The sequence below is a fragment of the Bacillus sp. PS196 genome, from assembly GCF_037963555.1.
GTDB classification, from domain to species: Bacteria; Bacillota; Bacilli; order Bacillales; family Bacillaceae; genus Bacillus; species Bacillus subtilis.
In genome coordinates this window covers 1,753,193-1,770,544 of record NZ_CP150159.1, presented here as the reverse complement: position 1 = coordinate 1,770,544, position 17,352 = coordinate 1,753,193, and the positions used below count along the sequence as shown (strand labels likewise).

16 protein-coding genes are annotated in these 17,352 nt (G+C 43.0%); 2 read left to right on the top strand and 14 right to left on the bottom strand.

The features are described from left to right. Positions 1-10 precede the first annotated feature (10 nt). From fabD to NST79_RS09310, 4 genes are all read right to left on the bottom strand, one after another. Positions 11-877 carry an ACP S-malonyltransferase gene (fabD, locus tag NST79_RS09325; RefSeq protein WP_212060468.1) on the bottom strand — a complete coding sequence of 289 codons (867 nt, stop codon included), beginning with the start codon at positions 875-877 and terminating at the stop codon, positions 11-13. After that, on the bottom strand, positions 874-1,140 hold the full coding sequence (locus NST79_RS09320; protein WP_119899342.1) for a hypothetical protein: 267 nt from the start codon (positions 1,138-1,140) through the stop codon (positions 874-876). Before NST79_RS09320 ends, fabD begins: the two co-directional genes overlap by 4 nt. Positions 1,141-1,249: 109 nt before the next feature. Further along, entirely contained in the window at positions 1,250-1,927 is a 678-nt protein-coding gene (locus tag NST79_RS09315) for an MBL fold metallo-hydrolase (protein ID WP_029726478.1), read from the bottom strand. Between the two features lie 189 nt (positions 1,928-2,116). After that, positions 2,117-2,734, bottom strand: a complete 618-nt coding sequence (locus NST79_RS09310) for a TetR/AcrR family transcriptional regulator (protein WP_029317807.1) — start codon at positions 2,732-2,734, stop codon at positions 2,117-2,119. Between the two features lie 119 nt (positions 2,735-2,853). On the opposite strand from NST79_RS09310, the gene NST79_RS09305 reads away from it, so the two are divergent. Both NST79_RS09305 and NST79_RS09300 read left to right on the top strand, forming a co-directional pair. Continuing rightward, complete coding sequence (locus NST79_RS09305; protein ID WP_003245720.1) at positions 2,854-3,411, top strand: hypothetical protein; 558 nt, start codon at positions 2,854-2,856, stop codon at positions 3,409-3,411. A 155-nt stretch (positions 3,412-3,566) separates the two neighbouring features. Next, entirely contained in the window at positions 3,567-4,022 is a 456-nt protein-coding gene (locus tag NST79_RS09300) for a regulatory YrvL family protein (RefSeq protein ID WP_015252068.1), read from the top strand. 398 nt (positions 4,023-4,420) lie between these two features. Here the strand turns inward: NST79_RS09300 and mutL are convergent, their stop codons facing one another. The 10 genes from mutL to rny all read right to left on the bottom strand — a co-directional run bounded on the left by mutL (position 4,421) and on the right by rny (position 17,331). Then, on the bottom strand, positions 4,421-6,304 hold the full coding sequence (mutL, locus tag NST79_RS09295) for a DNA mismatch repair endonuclease MutL (RefSeq protein WP_167408201.1): 1,884 nt from the start codon (positions 6,302-6,304) through the stop codon (positions 4,421-4,423). Between the two features lie 15 nt (positions 6,305-6,319). Further along, positions 6,320-8,896, bottom strand: a complete 2,577-nt coding sequence (gene mutS / locus NST79_RS09290) for a DNA mismatch repair protein MutS (RefSeq protein WP_033883742.1) — start codon at positions 8,894-8,896, stop codon at positions 6,320-6,322. Between the two features lie 132 nt (positions 8,897-9,028). Continuing rightward, positions 9,029-9,574 (bottom strand): outer spore coat protein CotE, encoded by a 546-nt coding sequence (cotE, locus tag NST79_RS09285; RefSeq protein WP_003231833.1) that lies wholly within the window; start codon positions 9,572-9,574, stop codon positions 9,029-9,031. A 261-nt stretch (positions 9,575-9,835) separates the two neighbouring features. Beyond that, entirely contained in the window at positions 9,836-10,267 is a 432-nt protein-coding gene (gene ricA / locus NST79_RS09280) for a regulatory iron-sulfur-containing complex subunit RicA (RefSeq protein WP_003231834.1), read from the bottom strand. A gap of 1 nt (position 10,268) precedes the next feature. After that, the gene (gene miaB, locus NST79_RS09275; protein ID WP_003244831.1) at positions 10,269-11,798 is read right to left on the bottom strand and encodes a tRNA (N6-isopentenyl adenosine(37)-C2)-methylthiotransferase MiaB; all 1,530 of its coding nucleotides are present in this window, start codon (positions 11,796-11,798) and stop codon (positions 10,269-10,271) included. 147 nt (positions 11,799-11,945) lie between these two features. Then, complete coding sequence (locus NST79_RS09270) at positions 11,946-13,124, bottom strand: glycine C-acetyltransferase (protein WP_119899335.1); 1,179 nt, start codon at positions 13,122-13,124, stop codon at positions 11,946-11,948. 12 nt (positions 13,125-13,136) lie between these two features. Beyond that, positions 13,137-14,180: an L-threonine 3-dehydrogenase gene (tdh, locus tag NST79_RS09265; RefSeq protein WP_014664024.1), complete on the bottom strand. Its 1,044-nt coding sequence runs from the start codon at positions 14,178-14,180 to the stop codon at positions 13,137-13,139. 265 nt (positions 14,181-14,445) lie between these two features. Then, positions 14,446-14,706, bottom strand: a complete 261-nt coding sequence (spoVS, locus tag NST79_RS09260) for a stage V sporulation protein SpoVS (protein ID WP_003154135.1) — start codon at positions 14,704-14,706, stop codon at positions 14,446-14,448. A gap of 199 nt (positions 14,707-14,905) precedes the next feature. Then, on the bottom strand, positions 14,906-15,700 hold the full coding sequence (gene ymdB / locus NST79_RS09255; RefSeq protein ID WP_106073923.1) for a 2',3'-cyclic-nucleotide 2'-phosphodiesterase: 795 nt from the start codon (positions 15,698-15,700) through the stop codon (positions 14,906-14,908). A 68-nt stretch (positions 15,701-15,768) separates the two neighbouring features. Continuing rightward, positions 15,769-17,331, bottom strand: coding sequence for a ribonuclease Y (gene rny, locus NST79_RS09250; RefSeq protein ID WP_003221010.1), 1,563 nt, complete (start codon positions 17,329-17,331; stop codon positions 15,769-15,771). Positions 17,332-17,352: the final 21 nt, after the last annotated feature.

Genomic DNA, 17,352 nt, shown 5'->3' with positions numbered 1-17,352 from the left:
GGCAAATGCTTTAGCGGGGCATTGCTTCCGCATCTTTCTTTATGCGATGAATTAACCCAGTTAAAACATTTCCAGGCCCTACCTCCTCAAACTCCATATGGCCTTTTTTCATTAAGTAGCTTATGCTGTCAGTCCATTTCACTGAGTGATTAATTTGATCAGCCAGCGTCTGTTTCATGAATTCGTATGTATACGGTTTGGCATACACATTAGAAATAACCGGGATAGACGGAGGCGAAAAATAAAAGGCATGAAGGAACTCCTCGAATTCTTCTTTTGCCTTATTCATGTATCTGGAATGAAACGCGCCGCTTACGTTTAAGGGGAGTACCATTGTAACTTCAGTCATCGTTTCAAAAAGAGATGCGGCTTTTTCAATCTCATCTTTTTTTCCTGAAATTACAATTTGATATGGGGCATTCACATTAGCGATATCAACATCATGTAAATGATATTCTTTCAGAGCCTTTGCAACCTGCTCTTCATTTAGTCCCATAACAGCTGCCATACCGCCGTTGCTTATCAGACTCATCAGCTCGCCTCTTTTTCTGACAAGCTGTAAACCTGTCTTAAAATCAAAGGCTTCAGCTGCAAATAACGCATTGTATTCACCCAAGCTGTGCCCGGCGACAAAGTCAGGCTTAACTTCTTCATCCTTGATTTTTTTCAGATAGCTTAGTGCGTTTACCACATATAATGCCGGCTGAGTAAATTGCGTTTTGTTTAAATTGCAATAAGGATTTTCCAGGCAAAGACGTTTGATAGAATATCCTAAGATCTCATCTGCCTGATCCGTCAGTTCTTTAAATTCATCGAATAGGCCGCTGCCCATTCCCTGTTTTTGTGAACCCTGACCTGGAAAAACATATGTGATCATTCTCTCAAAGCCACCCTTCCGATTAGTAGATGTATTTCACTTCTGTATGATTTTATAATAGTGATGACCGGATAAATAGTAGCATGTTCATGTTGATGGTAACCTCTGTAAATATTATCCGTCAAGTTAATTTTTCCTACAGTTTGCTCGATTGTTTTTCTGCTTTTTTCCATTGAGGAATAAAGGATCAGGAGATATAACAGAACATAAGAAAAAAGACCCGGATCACGTATAGGGCACCATATCATGATAATGCGCTTCATTTTCTTTCAAATGAGTTTTCAAAATAAATAACACCTTCTATGTAATCATTTTCGAAAATAAAAATCATTTAGATATTCGAAGAAAAATAGGATAATAGATTCAGAAGGATTATTTAAAATCAAAAATACCTTTTTGGTTTTTACGAGTGCGAAATTTCACAAAATATTCTTTCTTATCAATTTGAAAGTAAATATTATGCTGATAAAGATCCTTTATCGAATGGCCGGGCAATTTGCCAAATGAGTGACCAGGATACACCCGTACATGGGGTGAAACCTCCGACTTTATTCTTTGAATACTATCAAACATCTCTTCCGCAGAGCTGCCATCATCCTCACATATGCCGCACCCTTCTGTAAACACCGTATCTCCGGTAAAAATACTCTCAGAAAACAAATAACACATTCCGCCGGCTGTATGCCCCGGTGTGAGAAGGCATTGTGCTCTTGTGTTTCCTATGCTGATTGTCTGATGATCATCTAGGCTAATTAAATTTCTGCATCGGAATTGATAATAATCAATTTCTTTTTTTGACATATAAACTTGAGCGTTAAACATCTTCGTCAGCGGGTCTACCAGATTTACATGATCATAATGAGAGTGTGTCAATGCGACTGCCTTTAATTCCGCTTCGAGTTCAGAAAGTGTAGTGGTTATTTTACTCAATTCCCATGAGGGATCAACAACAATTGCAGATCTGCTTACAATATCTTCAATGATATAGCAATAATTCGTCCAGCCCTGATACCTTGTTTTAATTGGATGCACCTTGTAAGTAAGATTCATTTATACCATCCCTATCATGTAAAGTTCTTAAACGATGGACCAGTGTTCACTCCTCAGTCCGTCTTTCATTCCACTTTACCAAACAGCATGATCGTTTTCCATTTTTTTCAGAGATCCTTGTTCTTTGAATATAAAAAAGCGACTCTTTTGGACGCATGCCCAACAAGAATCGCTTTTCGCACTAGTGCCTTAAGGATGACGTTTTTGTGTCTCACGTGTATCTTCCACGCAAATTGACTCTACATGCTGCATAATGACCCGCTTGATTCGGTCTTTATTCACTCGCACAGGGTCAAGCATGGCATGTAAAGCCAAGCCGTCAACAAGCGCGTAAAGTCTCTCAGCTTCAATGTCTTTATCAGCATTCGGCTTCAGTAAATCGGATTCATCTAAATAGGCAATCAGATTCCGCATGCCGCTGAAAATCCCGTCATGATTCGCATCAAACATATCCTTTTTATGTCTGGCGTAAGCAGTAAAAGCAAACCAAACCTCCATCTCTCTAATCGTTTCTTCATTCGTCGGGACCATTTCAAGCAAAATTTGCAACACTTTTTCCTTAGGGAGCAAATCCCTCACTGCAATGTCCTTAATTCGGTCCGTCACCTTTTCTTGGACAAGTTTCATTGCAAAAGCAAGCAATTCATCCTGTGTAGAGAAATAATGGCGCAGCGCACCTAATGACAATCCTGCTTCCTTTGCAATATTTCTGGCTGATGCTCCCTCCATCCCTCGTTCTAAAATGACGCGCCACGTTGCTTCTGCAATTTGTTTTCTTCTTTTCTCATGGTCAATTTGTTTTGGCATAGCTTTATTGTAACAAGAAAAAAATGAGAGGGCAATTTTTATAATACAGTTGTGTTACAAAAACAAAGATGGTAACATATTATTTAAATAATACAACTGTATTGAAAAGAGGGAATGGATTGAACGGTATCGCATGGATGATTGTTTTCTGTGAAATTGCGTTTTGGGTTGTCATTGTTTTGGGGCTTGCTGTACGCTACGTATTCAAACGACATACATTAGGACTGCTATTCCTTGCCTTAACTCCAGTTATCGATTTGATCTTGTTAGCGGCAACTGGTGTGGACCTTTACCGCGGAGCCTCAGCGACCGCAGCCCATGGGATTGCAGCTGTTTACATCGGTATATCGATCGCTTATGGGAAACAAATGATTCAATGGGCAGATGAAAAGTTTCAATATTATGTGACAAAAAAAGGAACAAAACCGCTGAAACGTTTTGGAATGGACCATGCCAAGCACGGTGCGAAAGGCTGGCTAAGACATGTGCTGGCCTACTTAATTGGTGCGGGACTATTGGCAGGGATGATCTATTTTATCAATGACTCTTCCCGAACCGAGGCGTTGAGCGGCATTCTTAAACTGTGGACTGTCATTATAGGCATTGACTTTCTCATTACAGCCAGCTATTTTATTTGGCCAAAAAAAGAGAAAGCTTCGGCGAATCTCAGGAGTTAACATGATGAAAAAGGCCCTTCCCCAGTGGAAAGGACCTTTTTTGGTTTTGTTAAAATATGCTATACTATTTTCGTTAGAAAACAGACTTATAGATATTTTGGGCTGATTCAAGGGTAACTGTTTGTACGAGTAAGCAGGTGAAGGGAGTGTCATACATGAACCAAAAAGAACAGAACGAGCACTCTAAAGATTTTAACCTGAGATCAAAATTAATCGGAATTGTATCTATTACTTTTATCGCGGCCATCGCGCTTGCAGTCATCTTCGGCGGCTTTTTCTTCGGGATGAAAGGCTTATTCTCCATACTTGGCATCACATACGCTTCCAATCAAACATTAGCTTTATTTATTTTAGCCTGCTTTGCTGTAGGTTTAATCATAGACCCACTCACAAAGATTATCTCTATCATTTTGGCAAAATCACTTTCATTGAAAAAGACTGCACTTTTTGCTTTTATACTGTATTTTATCAGCAATCTTATAACGATCTGTTTTGCAGATTACTTTATGCAGTCTATTTATATTCCAGATGTCTTGCTTGTTGTGATATCAGCTTTCATGGCTTTCATTGAACTTGCTTTTGATAACCAGCCTAATAGAGAAGCAGCTTAAAATGCCGATGGCAGATATGGGAAATTCATAACACCCTATATTTGGACATCACCAGTTATATAAACGAAAAAAACTCCCTGTTCACACGAACAGGGAGCAAAACACAATGTTGTAATTAAATTCTGCATTCTAAAATGATTCTTACATTCGGATCATCAAGTTCATCCAAAAAGATAATGATCTTCGGACCACATGCCATGTGCTTCCACCCCCTCACCCAAAATATACATTAATCCCAATTGCCTGTAAATGGAAATTTTGTTATACAGAGGAACCATGAAGTATAATGCGTTAACACTGCTCACACGTTTACAACCGTTTCTTATAATCTGACACTCGAAGGAGTACAAAAAAAGCATTGATCCATTCAGAGAATGGATCAATGCTTACCACCCCCGCTACATCACGCGTTTGAACATCTTTTCCATCTCATAAGTGGAATGGTGTATGATGATCGGGCGGCCGTGCGGGCATGTAAATGGGTCTGATGTGCTTCGGAGGTCGTCCAGAAGCGCTTTGATTTCGTCGTTTCTGAGGTGGCGATTTGCTTTGATGGAGCCTTTGCAGCTCATCATAATCGCCGCTTCCTCGCGGAGTTTTTTAATATCTATATTTTTGGAGTCGAGCACCTGCTGAATGATTTCTTCTATAAGCTCTGCTTCTTCTCCCTTTGGAAACCAGGCCGGGTGGCAGCGGACGATGTAGCTGTTAGAGCCGAATGACTCTAAAAAGACACCGACGCTTTCGAGCTCTTGTTTGTGCTGTTCAATAATCAAAGCCTCATTTGTGGAGTAGTGGAACGTCAGCGGTACAATCATCTCCTGCACCTCAGGCTCAACCTCCCCCACCTTTTCACGGAAGTACTCATATTTAATACGTTCTTGGGCGGCGTGCTGGTCGATAATATATAGGCCGTTTTCGTTTTGTGCCAATATATAAGTCCCGTGCATCTGGCCGATCGGGTACATAATTGGAACCCGATCAGACGCTGGCTGCTGCTGTTCCACATGGCATTCCTGCTCAAATGTTTCAGGCTGTTCTTCTGAAACATCGGACACCTCAAGGGTTTGTTCCTGATCAACGATAGGTGGAGCATCAAATTGGAGAGGAGGCAATTCTTCCTCCACATCAACCGGCTCTTTCACGACTGAGCTGAGCTTCATTGGTGAATAAGATGGCGCATGCGCTTTTTCCGGTACTTTTCTTTCCGGAGGCTTTTCATCAAAGGTTATGAACTGCTGCTCATTTTTGATAACAGGTGCCGATTTTTTCGGGAGCTGGGCACTCGGAATCAGCTGCTGCTGTTTAAATACATCTTTAATTCCGTCACGAATTAAGTCATGAAGCTCTGTTTCCTTGCTGAGCCGGACCTCAAGCTTCGATGGATGCACGTTGACATCGACTAAAATCGGGTCCATCGTAATTTCTATAAAGGTAATTGGATGGCGTCCGATCGGCAGAAGCGTATGATAGCCTTCATGAACCGCTTTGACGAGCGGGAAATTTTTAATGTAACGGCCATTGACCACAGACGACATATAGTTTCTCGACGCCCGTGTAATCTCTGGGAGGGCGATATATCCCTTTACTTCAAAATCCAAAGAGCTCACATGCAGCGGAAGCATTTTTTTGGCGACAGCCGTGCCGTAAATCGCTGCCAGTACATGGCGCACATCTCCATTTCCGTTCGTTTGAAGCAGGTTTTTCCCATGATGGCGCAGGCGAATCGATACCTCTGGATGCGCCAGAGCAATACGGTTAACCACATCCGTAATGTTTCCAAGCTCTGTATGAACGGTTTTCATATATTTCAAACGGGCCGGTGTGTTAAAAAACAGGTTGGAAACGACAATTTCAGTTCCCTTCCTGCTTGAGGAACGCGATTCGGAAATGATGTTTCCTCCTTGGAGGACGAGCTTCGTTCCAGCTCCTTCACCAGTGCTTGTTGTAATCTCCAGATGAGAGACTGACGCGATACTCGGCAGGGCTTCTCCCCTGAAACCGAGCGTTCTCACCCTGAATAAATCATTTTCATCTTTTATTTTACTCGTTGCGTGGCGGCGGAAAGCTCGCTTGCAATCTTCATTCTCCATTCCTTCGCCGTTATCCAAGACCCGAATGGATGCAAGGCCTGCTTCCTCAATATCGATTTCAATGACTGTGCTGTCAGCGTCGATCGCATTTTCCACCAATTCTTTGACGACTGAGGCGGGCCGTTCCACAACCTCGCCCGCCGCTATTTTATTCGAAAGCTCATCTGACAGCTGGATGACTTTTGCCACATTCATCACCCCGTTTTAATGTAATTTCTTTTGCAGCTTGTACATTTCATTCATCGCTTCAAGCGGTGTCATATCCAGTATATTAAGTGATTTGAAGGCATCGATCACTTGCTTTTCTTTTTTTGAAAGCTTTGGTGTTTCAGCCGGCTTTTCCGCTTCGTCAAAAAAGGACAGCTGTGCCGGCTCTTCTTTCACCTGAGGTTTCTGCACCGGCACTTCCGGTTTGTTTCCTGAATGCTCAAGCTCTTTTAAAATATCTTGGGCGCGGGCAATCAGATCTCCCGGCAGTTCGGCAAGCTGAGCTACATGGATACCATAGCTTTTATCAGCGGCACCTTCTTTGATTTGATGAAGAAAGACAACCGTTCCGTTATATTCTTCAGCGCGAACATGAACGTTTTTCAGCTGGGGCAGCTTGTCCTCAAGAACGGTCAGCTCGTGATAGTGTGTGCTGAACAGCGTCTTGGCGCCGATATGATCGTGAACATATTCAATAATCGCCTGTGCCAGCGCCATGCCGTCATAAGTGGACGTTCCCCGCCCGATTTCATCAAACAGAATGAGGCTGTTTTTCGTCGCGTTGACAATCGCATTTTTCGCTTCAAGCATTTCTACCATAAATGTACTTTGTCCGGAAATCAAATCATCTGCAGCGCCGATTCGCGTAAAAATTTGATCAAAAATCGGAAGCACCGCTTTTTTCGCGGGTACAAAGCAGCCGATTTGCGCCATAATGGAAATGAGCGCGATTTGTCTCATATACGTGCTTTTCCCTGACATGTTTGGACCTGTAATGAGAAGCATTTGTCTGTTATCGCCCATCATGCAGTTGTTCGGGACATATTCCTGGCTGTCCATGACTTTTTCAACAACCGGGTGTCTGCCTTCAATCACTTCGACTTCATCTTTAGAGAACTCCGGTTTCGTGTAGTGGCGATTTTCACTGATTGTCGCAAAGCATTGCAGTGCGTCCAGCTCGCTCATCTGTTTTGCAAGCTGCTGCAGCCGCGGAATATACTGCTTCACTTTCTCGCGCAGCTCGGTAAACAGCTCGTACTCCAGCTCACAGATGTTATTTTCCGCCTCTAAAATGAGCGCTTCTTTTTCTTTTAATTCAGGTGTAATGTAGCGCTCTGCATTGGTTAACGTCTGCTTCCGCTCATAACGCCCTTCCTCAAGCAAATGCAAATTTGCTTTTGTCACTTCAATGTAATAACCGAAAACTTTATTAAAGCCGACCTTTAAAGAGCGAATGCCTGTGTATTCCCGCTCCTGCTGTTCCAGGCGGGCAATCCAGTCTTTTCCGTTTCTGCTTGCATCACGATATTCATCAAGCTTTTGATTATAACCATCTTTAATCAGGTTCCCTTCTTTTACCGATAAAGGAGGATTTTCGTACAGCGCTTCTTCCAGCAGTTCAAGTACATCCCCGCAAGGGTCAATGCGCTCTGCACGTTCCTTGGCCTTGTCATGAGCCAGTGAAGCAACCAGCTGTTTGATGCCAGGAACTTGCTTTAACGATTCCTTCAGCTGAATCAAATCCCGGGCATTGACATTTCCGAATGCAACGCGTCCGGCAAGGCGTTCTAAGTCATATACTTCTTTTAAACGTTCACGCAGATCTTCCCGTTCAAAGAAATGGGACATCAATGTTTCCACCATTTCTTGGCGCTCTTCGATTTGATTGACTCTGATAAGCGGCCGGTCAATCCACTGTTTAAGCAGCCGGCCTCCCATTGCCGTTTTTGTTTCATCCAGCAGCCACAAAAGGGAGCCTTTTTTATTTTTCGAACGGATCGTTTCGGTCAGCTCCAGATTACGCTTTGAGTACAAGTCAATTTTCATCGCTTCCTCAAGCTCATACACCTGCACGGGCTGAAGATGATCAAGGCTGCGCTTTTGGGTTCTTTTCAAATACGTATATAAGCGCATAAATGTTTTTGTTATATCTTCATTATTTAAGTGCTCAATGATCGTTACGTGTTCGTCTGTTTCTCCATCTTCAATTGAGATCGTTGCACCGCACCGCTCTCTCAGCTGTGCCACTGTATCGGCATCCAAGCTTCCTGAAACCACGATTTCCCGTGCGCCGACTGAATAAATTTCTGATATGACGTCTTCAAGCCGTTCAATCAAAACAGCCAAATTTTCTCCCGTTGTTAAATCAGACAGCGCAAGTCCGTATCCGTTCGAGCAGGCTGAAACAGATGCGATAAAATTATTTTCCGATTCATGGATGCCTTTGCCGTCCATTACAGTTCCGGGCGTAATCAGCTGAACCACTTCTCTTTTCACAACGCCCTTTGCGGCTTTCGGATCTTCCGTCTGTTCACAGATCGCCACTTTGTATCCTTTTTTAATAAGCTGTTCGATATACGCGGAAGCAGAATGATACGGCACACCGCACATCGGTATTTTTTCAGCCGCACCGCCGTCTCTGCTCGTTAACGTAATTTCCAGCTCCTGTGACGCTTTTTTGGCGTCCTCAAAAAACATTTCGTAAAAATCACCCAGGCGAAAAAATAAAAAGGCATCCTGGTGCTCTGCCTTTATTTTTAAATATTGCTGTATCATAGGCGTATAACCGGCCATTGTTTAATCCCTCACTATGTATCAACGTTTCTATTTTCCAACCTTCATTATAACATAAACAAAAAGTGATAAAAGAATGATATATCAATATAAAAAAGAGACTTGGGGGTACTGTCTCCCCTAGTCCCTTTTTTATTCTTCAGGATCTCCCACTAAAAACTCCGGGTTGATGTCTTCAAGCTCTTCATCAAGCTCATCTTCCCAATCTTCCTCGTCATCCTCTTCCCAGTCAGGATTGACCTCAACAACTACCTTTGTTTCCCCTACCACTTCCGCCAAAAATTCTCTTTCTGCCTGCACAACGATTTTATTTCCATTCGGCGAAATGGTCACTTCAAGGCAGTTTGGCTGCTGAAGCACTTTGGCAATCACTTCATGCTCATCATCTAAGTAATTATTGTCTCTGTATCTGAGTTTAATGACATCTACATATTTTACCCGTTCTGTGACAACCTCTGTCTTTGTGTTGTCCGCGTAAGAGTACCATACGTTTATATCATAATACCCTTCAATTTCTACCGTTTTTCCAATTTTTTCAGCGTCATACTTGTGGTTAATAATCCAACCACCCAAAATGCTGCTCGGTTTTTTCTCAGGCGAGATGGTGTTGGTGCATTGGGTGAATTTTCGGCCTTTCGCTACTACTGCCTTCGTAATAATTTCCCTGTATTCAGACATTCCGGCATGCCTCCTTGTTCTTCTTCGTGTTATCTTATGCTGGGCATTTGTCTAGTGTGCATTTTTATAAATAAAATATAAAAATACAAAGTTTCTGTTCCATTGTATGCAGGGGTGCCTAGAAACTTTACTTATAAGTGCGATAAAGTTTATACGCGGCTGAGCACAGAAAAACCAATTGAACATTTGGTACATAGATTATTTAGTTCATTTTTAACCGCACAAATGATAAAAAAACACGGGCCTGTAAAGGCACCGTGTTTAGAGAGAACAGCTGTTATTTGAATGCTTCACCTTTGAACCGGTTTCCCCTTTCAGCAGGTCGCCTCCGGTTGATGTGATGATTTCATTTGTGACTTGGTTGGAAATGGTGTGTGCAACGAGCTGCAATAGGTCATTTACTTCCATCTGCGAGTCTCTGAATTCCTGGATAACAGGAATCTCTTCAAGCTCTTCTTGCAGCGCGTCAATTTTTGCTTCTACTTGTTTGAGCGCTTCATGCTTTTCATAATGCTTCAGATTGACAGCCTGCTTTTGCAGGGCTTTAATCTGATTAACGATTGTGGACACTTTGTCATTCTCATTGATTTGCGCTTCAGCCCGTTTGAAAAAATCAACCTCTTCTGTTTCAGAAATCATTTTTGCAAGGTTTCGAGCCTGCTGCACAATGTCTTTTTTTGAGTAGAGCGTCATCTCATTTCACCTCGATTGCTTCTCCTACCATTTCTCCGTCAAGCGACCATGTTTTCGCTTGCTGGATTTTCACGCGGACGATTTTGCCGATGGCTTCCTTCGGCCCTTTGAAATTGACAAGCTTGCTTTTTTCAGTATAGCCAGCAAGAATATCAGGGTTATTTTTGCTTTCACCCTCAACTAATACTTCGACAACCTTGCCTTCGTATTCCTTCATTTTTTTAGCAGAAATTTCATTCACCAGTGCGTTTAGACGCTGCAGGCGTTCTTTTTTCACACGCATCGGTACATTATCTTTCATCTTAGCAGCCGGAGTGCCTTCACGCGGAGAGTAAATGAACGTATAGGCGCTGTCAAACTCCACTTCACGGTATAGAGAAAGCGTTTCTTCAAACTGTTCGTCCGTTTCATTTGGAAATCCGACGATAATGTCCGTTGTCAAAGAAGCGTTTGGCATTGCTTCTTTAATTTTTCGCACCAGCTCCATGTAACGCTCTCTGTCATATTTGCGGGCCATCAGCTTGAGAACTTCTGAGCTTCCTGATTGAACCGGAAGATGAATGTGATCAAGCAGATTTCCGCCTTTTGCCAGCACTTCAATGAGGCGGTCGTCAAAGTCGCGCGGATGACTCGTTGTAAAACGGATTCTCGGGATATCGATTTTTCTCAGTTCATCCATCAAATCACCAAGTCCGTACGTCATATCTTCAAAGTCTTTTCCATACGCGTTTACGTTTTGGCCTAACAGAGTAATTTCCTTATAGCCTTCACTTGCGAGCCTTCTCACTTCCTGAATGATATCCTCAGGGCGGCGGCTTCTTTCTTTTCCGCGTGTGTAAGGCACAATGCAATACGTACAGAATTTGTCACAGCCGTACATGATATTGACCCAGCCCTTAATTTTTCCATTTCGGACTTTTGGAAGGTTTTCAATAACGTCCCCTTCCTTAGACCAAACTTCTACAACCATTTCTTTTGAAAGGTATGCTTCTGACAAAAGCTCCGGCAGGCGATGAATGTTATGCGTTCCGAAAATCATATCGACAAACGGATGTTTTTTCAAAATACGGTTCACGACTGATTCCTCTTGGGACATACAGCCGCACACGCCTAAAATCAGATCGGGATTGTTTTTTTTCAGTGCTTTTAAGTGCCCGAGCTCACCAAACACCTTGTTTTCAGCATTTTCACGGATTGCACATGTATTTAACAAAATGACATTGGCATCGTCAACAGAGTTTGTCGCTTCGTAACCGAGCGCCATAAAGATCCCTGCCATAACCTCTGTATCGTGTTCATTCATTTGGCAGCCGTACGTACGGATATAGAACTTTCTTCCGTCTCCCAATCCTTTAAATTGTTCAGAAATTTTAAAGTCATTATGATAAGTAACGGCTTCCTTGCCTCGTTTTTTCGCGTCTTTTAAAGAAGGCGGAATGTAAACAGCTTCAAAGTACTTGCTGTAATCCTTCTCGGATTTTTTGTCCGATGGATGAACTTGTCCGCTCTCTAATTTTTGTTTTTCATTCATGTCATATTTTCTCCTTTCAAACCAAACTTCCACCCTTCAGTATAAAGGTTATTGAAGCTCTGCACAACTGGCAACCTATCATTGTACACTCATTGAGAATAATAATCAATAAGGAATCAAAAGAGGAAGAGTAAACTCTTCCTCTTGTTACAATAGCTGGAGCTCCTTTGCCGTCTTTTCGATGACATCAAGCGCCTGATCCAGTTCATCTTTGGTGTGCTCTGCTGTTATAATCGTGCGAATTCTGGCTTTTCCCTTTGCTACAGTCGGGAAAACGATACTTTGGGCAAAAACACCGCGAGAAAGGAGCTGATCTGAAAATTGCTTTGCCACACCTTCATCACCTATTAAAATAGGAAGAATCGGCGTTTGACTCTCTATGAGAGTCAGACCCATTTTCACAAGCATTGCTTTAAAATAGGCAGTATTCTCCCACAAGCGCTCCATATGCTCCGGCTCTTCAAGCAAGACATCAATCGCTTCCATACAAGCTGCAGTGACAGCCGGGGGATGAGATGTGCTGAATAAAAATGGACGGCCTTTATGGCGCAAATAATCGATCAGCACCTTTGAACCTGCAGCGTAGCCACCGAGCACTCCGATTGCCTTGCTTAATGTTCCGACCTGAATATGCACTCTGCCGTCAAGACCGAAGTGATTCACCGTTCCCCTGCCGTTTTCGCCAAGTACTCCGGATGCATGGGCGTCATCCACCATCACAAATGCGTCATATTTCTCAGCGAGCTCTACAATATCAGGCAGAGGAGCTATGTTGCCATCCATGGAAAATACGCCGTCTGTCACAATCAGACGCATCCGATAATTCATTGACTTTCTCAGCACCCGCTCTAAATCACTCATATTGACGTGCTGATACACCTTTTTATCCGCCTTTGTCAGTCGAATTCCGTCAATAATAGAGGCATGGTTCAATTCATCTGAGATGACAATGTCCTCTTTTGATAGAATACTTGAAAGTACGCCTTGGTTTGTTGTGAAGCCTGATTGGAATACAAGTGCCGCCTCCGTTTTTTTAAAGGCTGCCAGCTTTTTCTCAAGCTCTTGATGCATTGTAAATGTACCCGCAATCGTTCTCACTGATCCGGTGCCGGCTCCATACTGCTGAACGGCCTCCTGTGCGGCGTTGATGAGTCTAGGATGTGAAGTGAATCCGAGGTAATTATTAGAAGATAGCTGAATGACTTTTTGGTGATTCACTGTGACAGATGGGCCCTGCATAGATTCAAGCTGTTTTATGTCTTGCCATGTATGGTTTTCTTTCATACTATCAAGCTCTGCTTTTAAAAACTCAAATTCCTTCGTCATGTTTATCCCCCTTTATGGAATTAAAATTACTTTTCCGCACTGCCCGCTTCTCATCAGTTCGAAACCTTTTTCAAACTCCTCTAACGGAAACTGATGGGTAATAACAGGTGCAAGATCGATCACGTTTGAACTGATCAACTGAGACACTTGGCGCCATGTTGAAAACATTTTTCTTCCTGTGATTCCTTGGATGGTAAGCCCTTTAAATACCACTTTATTCGTCAAATCAATTGTCACCGGATGTTCCGGCAAGCTGAGAATATGAAATCTTCCGCCATTCGCAGCCATCGCAAGACCTTGGGCAATCGCTGAGGGATGGCCCGACATCTCACAAACAAGATCTGCTCCTTCCCCACTCGTTAAAGCGCTTACAATTTTGAGCGGGTCTTCTTTTTCAATAGAAACAGTACAAGTCGCTCCCATTTGTTTTGCAAGCCTCAGCCTGTATTCATTCTTATCAATCGCTATCACCTGAGAAGCTCCTGCTGCTTTTGCAACCGCAACAGCCATAAGACCAATCGGCCCGCATCCAATGACTGCAGTCGTTCCTCCTGCAGGCTGGCTCTCAAGTACGGTATGAACTGCATTTCCTAAAGGCTCTTGAATGGAAGCAATTGACGGGTCCATATCAGCGGGATTTCTCCAAATGTTATCAGCTGGAACTTTTACATACTCCGCAAAACAGCCTGCCGTGTCCACTCCGATTATAGCAGTATTGGTACACACATGAGATTTTCCTGTTAGGCAAGGGACACATTCACCACAAACAATGTGTGTTTCCGCAGACACATACTCTCCCACTTTTACACTGCTGACATTCTCTCCCACGTCCTCTACGATGCCGCTGAACTCATGGCCGAAAACATAGGGTGTTTTGATTCTCTGACGTGCCCATTGATCCCAATTATAAATGTGGACATCCGTGCCGCATATGGAAGCGGCTTTCACTTTTATGAGGACTTCATGTTTATCAATCTCAGGAATGGGAACTTCAGTCAGCACAGCACCGAACGCCCCGTCCTTTTTCATTAGAGCTTTCATCTTTCCACTCTGCATGTACAATCCTCCTTGAAAAATTCTTGTTATATTCGGATTGTACCATGATATGGAATAAGCGTAAACAGCACTGTCTTTTCCAGAAGGACAAAAGTATCTGTCTTGAAAAATGGGCGGAAATTTTTTTTAAAACGTTTTAGCTCATTTCTGATTTTGTATATTCGCTCATTTATGTGCTAAAAATACTATCGGGAGAAAATATCACAATAAATGAAAAACAACCTGTTTGCATTACGCAAACAGGTTGAGAATGCTTTATTTGTTTTTAGCGAGGCTCCACGATTAATTTAATCGCTGTTCTTTCTTCCCCATCGATTTGAATATCTGTAAAAGCCGGAATACAAATCAAATCAACGCCGCTTGGCGCCACAAATCCCCTGGCAATCGCCACAGCTTTTACAGCCTGGTTTAATGCACCCGCTCCGATCGCTTGAATCTCGGCGGCTCCTCGCTCTCTCAACACGCCTGCAAGCGCACCTGCCACTGAATTTGGACTCGATTTTGCTGAAACTTTTAAGATTTCCATTTCTGCTCCCCCTTAGTTTTACAATGGATAAGTGAGTGTTCATTAGAACAATCATTATTAGATGTTGCTATCCAAAAAGCCATCCCCACAATGCTTTTCAAAAATAGCGGGCTACCTTCCATTTTTACTATATTCACTAAGGAGTTGCTATATTCCTGCTTTTCTTTTTAATATTTTTATAAAATAACCATATGTTCAACTATTCAAAGAACATGTGATCATCGTTGATTAAAATACGCTCAATTTTCACGGCTTTTTTCGTTTGATCGTCAATGTCAATGACAACTCCGCTGAGCGTTGTTTTTCCTTCAGCGACAGTAAACCGGACTGGAAGGTTCGTTTTGAATCGCTTAATAATCGTCTCTCTGTCCATCCCCAGTATACCGTCATACGGGCCAGTCATTCCCACATCAGTAATATATGCCGTTCCCTTCGGCAAAATGCGGTTATCCGCTGTTTGCACGTGTGTATGAGTTCCTACTACAGCCGATGCCCGTCCATCCGTGTACCAGCCAAGTGCGAGCTTTTCACTTGTCGCTTCGGCATGAAAGTCAATAAAAATGTACGGTGTTCTTTTCGCAGCTTCTTCGATCAATTCATCCGCTTTTAAAAACGGGTCATCAAGCGGCGGCAAAAACGTACGTCCCTGCAAATTAATGACTGCTAGTTCTTTGCCGTTTGCTTTCACATATGTGATCCCTTTCCCCGGTGTTCCTTCAGGAAAGTTTGCCGGGCGAACCAAGTTCGGAACGTCATCTATAAAATCAAATATTTCTTTTTTGTCCCATGTGTGGTTCCCCATTGTGATTGCATCTGCGCCGGACTGGATTAAGCTGTGATAAATTTTTTCCGTCAGGCCTTTTCCATGTGCGGCGTTTTCACCATTAATAATGGTAAAGTGAGGCTTATATTTTGTTTTTAGCTTTGGTACATATTCTTTGACCATGTCACGGCCCGGTGAACCGACAACATCTCCGATAAATAAAATTCTCATTTTGTAAATCCTTTCTTCTTGAAAATTCCTTGCCGTCAAAAAAATAAAGTGATGCTTAGCGCATCACTTTATTTTGCATACTCTACGGCTCGAGTCTCTCTGATTACTGTCACCTTAATATGACCTGGATAATCGAGCTCGTCCTCAATTCGCTTGCGGATATCTCGCGCCAGTCGATGAGCCTCAAGATCATTAATTGAATCCGGCTTCACCATAATTCGCACTTCGCGTCCAGCCTGAATGGCAAATGATTTTTCAACACCTTCGTAGGACTCAGAAATTTCTTCGAGTTTTTCAAGTCTTCGAATATAATTCTCGAGCGTCTCACTTCTTGCGCCAGGTCTTGCAGCGGAAAGCGCATCTGCTGCAGCTACCAGTACAGCAATAATGGAAGTCGGCTCCTCGTCCCCGTGGTGTGATGCAATACTGTTAATCACGACTGGGTGCTCTTTATATTTGGTCGCAAGCTCTACCCCGATCTCAACGTGGCTTCCTTCTACTTCATGGTCAATTGCTTTCCCGATGTCGTGAAGAAGACCCGCACGTTTAGCAAGCTTTGCGTCTTCACCAAGCTCCGATGCCATTAGACCGGCCAAGAATGCGACTTCCATGGAATGCTTAAGCACATTTTGACCGTAGCTTGTACGGAACTTTAAGCGGCCGAGGATCTTGATGAGATCTGGGTGGAGGCCATGAACGCCAACCTCAAATGTCGTTTGCTCACCCATCTCACGAATATAGTCATCGACCTCGCGGCGAGATTTTTCAACCATTTCTTCAATCCGTGCCGGATGAATACGGCCATCCTGAACGAGTTTATCAAGAGCAATTCTGGCTGTCTCACGTCTGATCGGATCAAATCCGGAAAGAATGACAGCTTCAGGCGTATCATCAATAATCAGGTCAATTCCTGTCAGCGTTTCAAGCGTACGAATGTTACGCCCTTCCCGTCCGATGATACGTCCTTTCATCTCATCATTTGGAAGATTGACAACTGATACCGTTGTTTCGGCAACGTGGTCCGCTGCGCAGCGCTGTAAGGCGAGTGAAAGAATGTTTTTCGCTTTCTTATCCGCCTCTTCTTTCGCACGGTTTTCAGTTTCTTTTGTCATGATGGCGATGTCATGTGAAAGCTCGTTTTCAACCCGCTCAAGAATGATTTGTTTCGCTTCGTCACGAGTTAGACTCGAAATTCGTTCCAACTCAGACTGCTGCATACGAATCATCTCATCCACTTTGCTTTCCATCTCTTCAATATGTTGTTGTCGTTCATTCAGAGAATGATCTTTCTTCTCCAACATCGCTTCCCGTTTATCAATTCCCTCATGTTTGCGATCAAGGTTTTCCTCCTTTTGGAGTAAACGGTTTTCTTGTTTTTGAAGCTCATTTCGTCTTTCACGAACTTCCTGTTCAGCATCTATTCGAAGTTTGTGGATTTCATCCTTTGCTTCAAGCAGAGCTTCTTTTTTCAGTGCTTCAGCATCACGCTTCGCATCTTCAAGAATTTGCTCGGCTGCACCGCGTGCGCCCGCAATTTTCGCTTCGGCAATGGTTTTACGAACAAAGTAGCCAACAACTAAACCGAGTAGAATCAGCAAAATGGAGATGAGAACCATCATAATTGGGGTCATACTTTCACCTCCTCTTGCTAT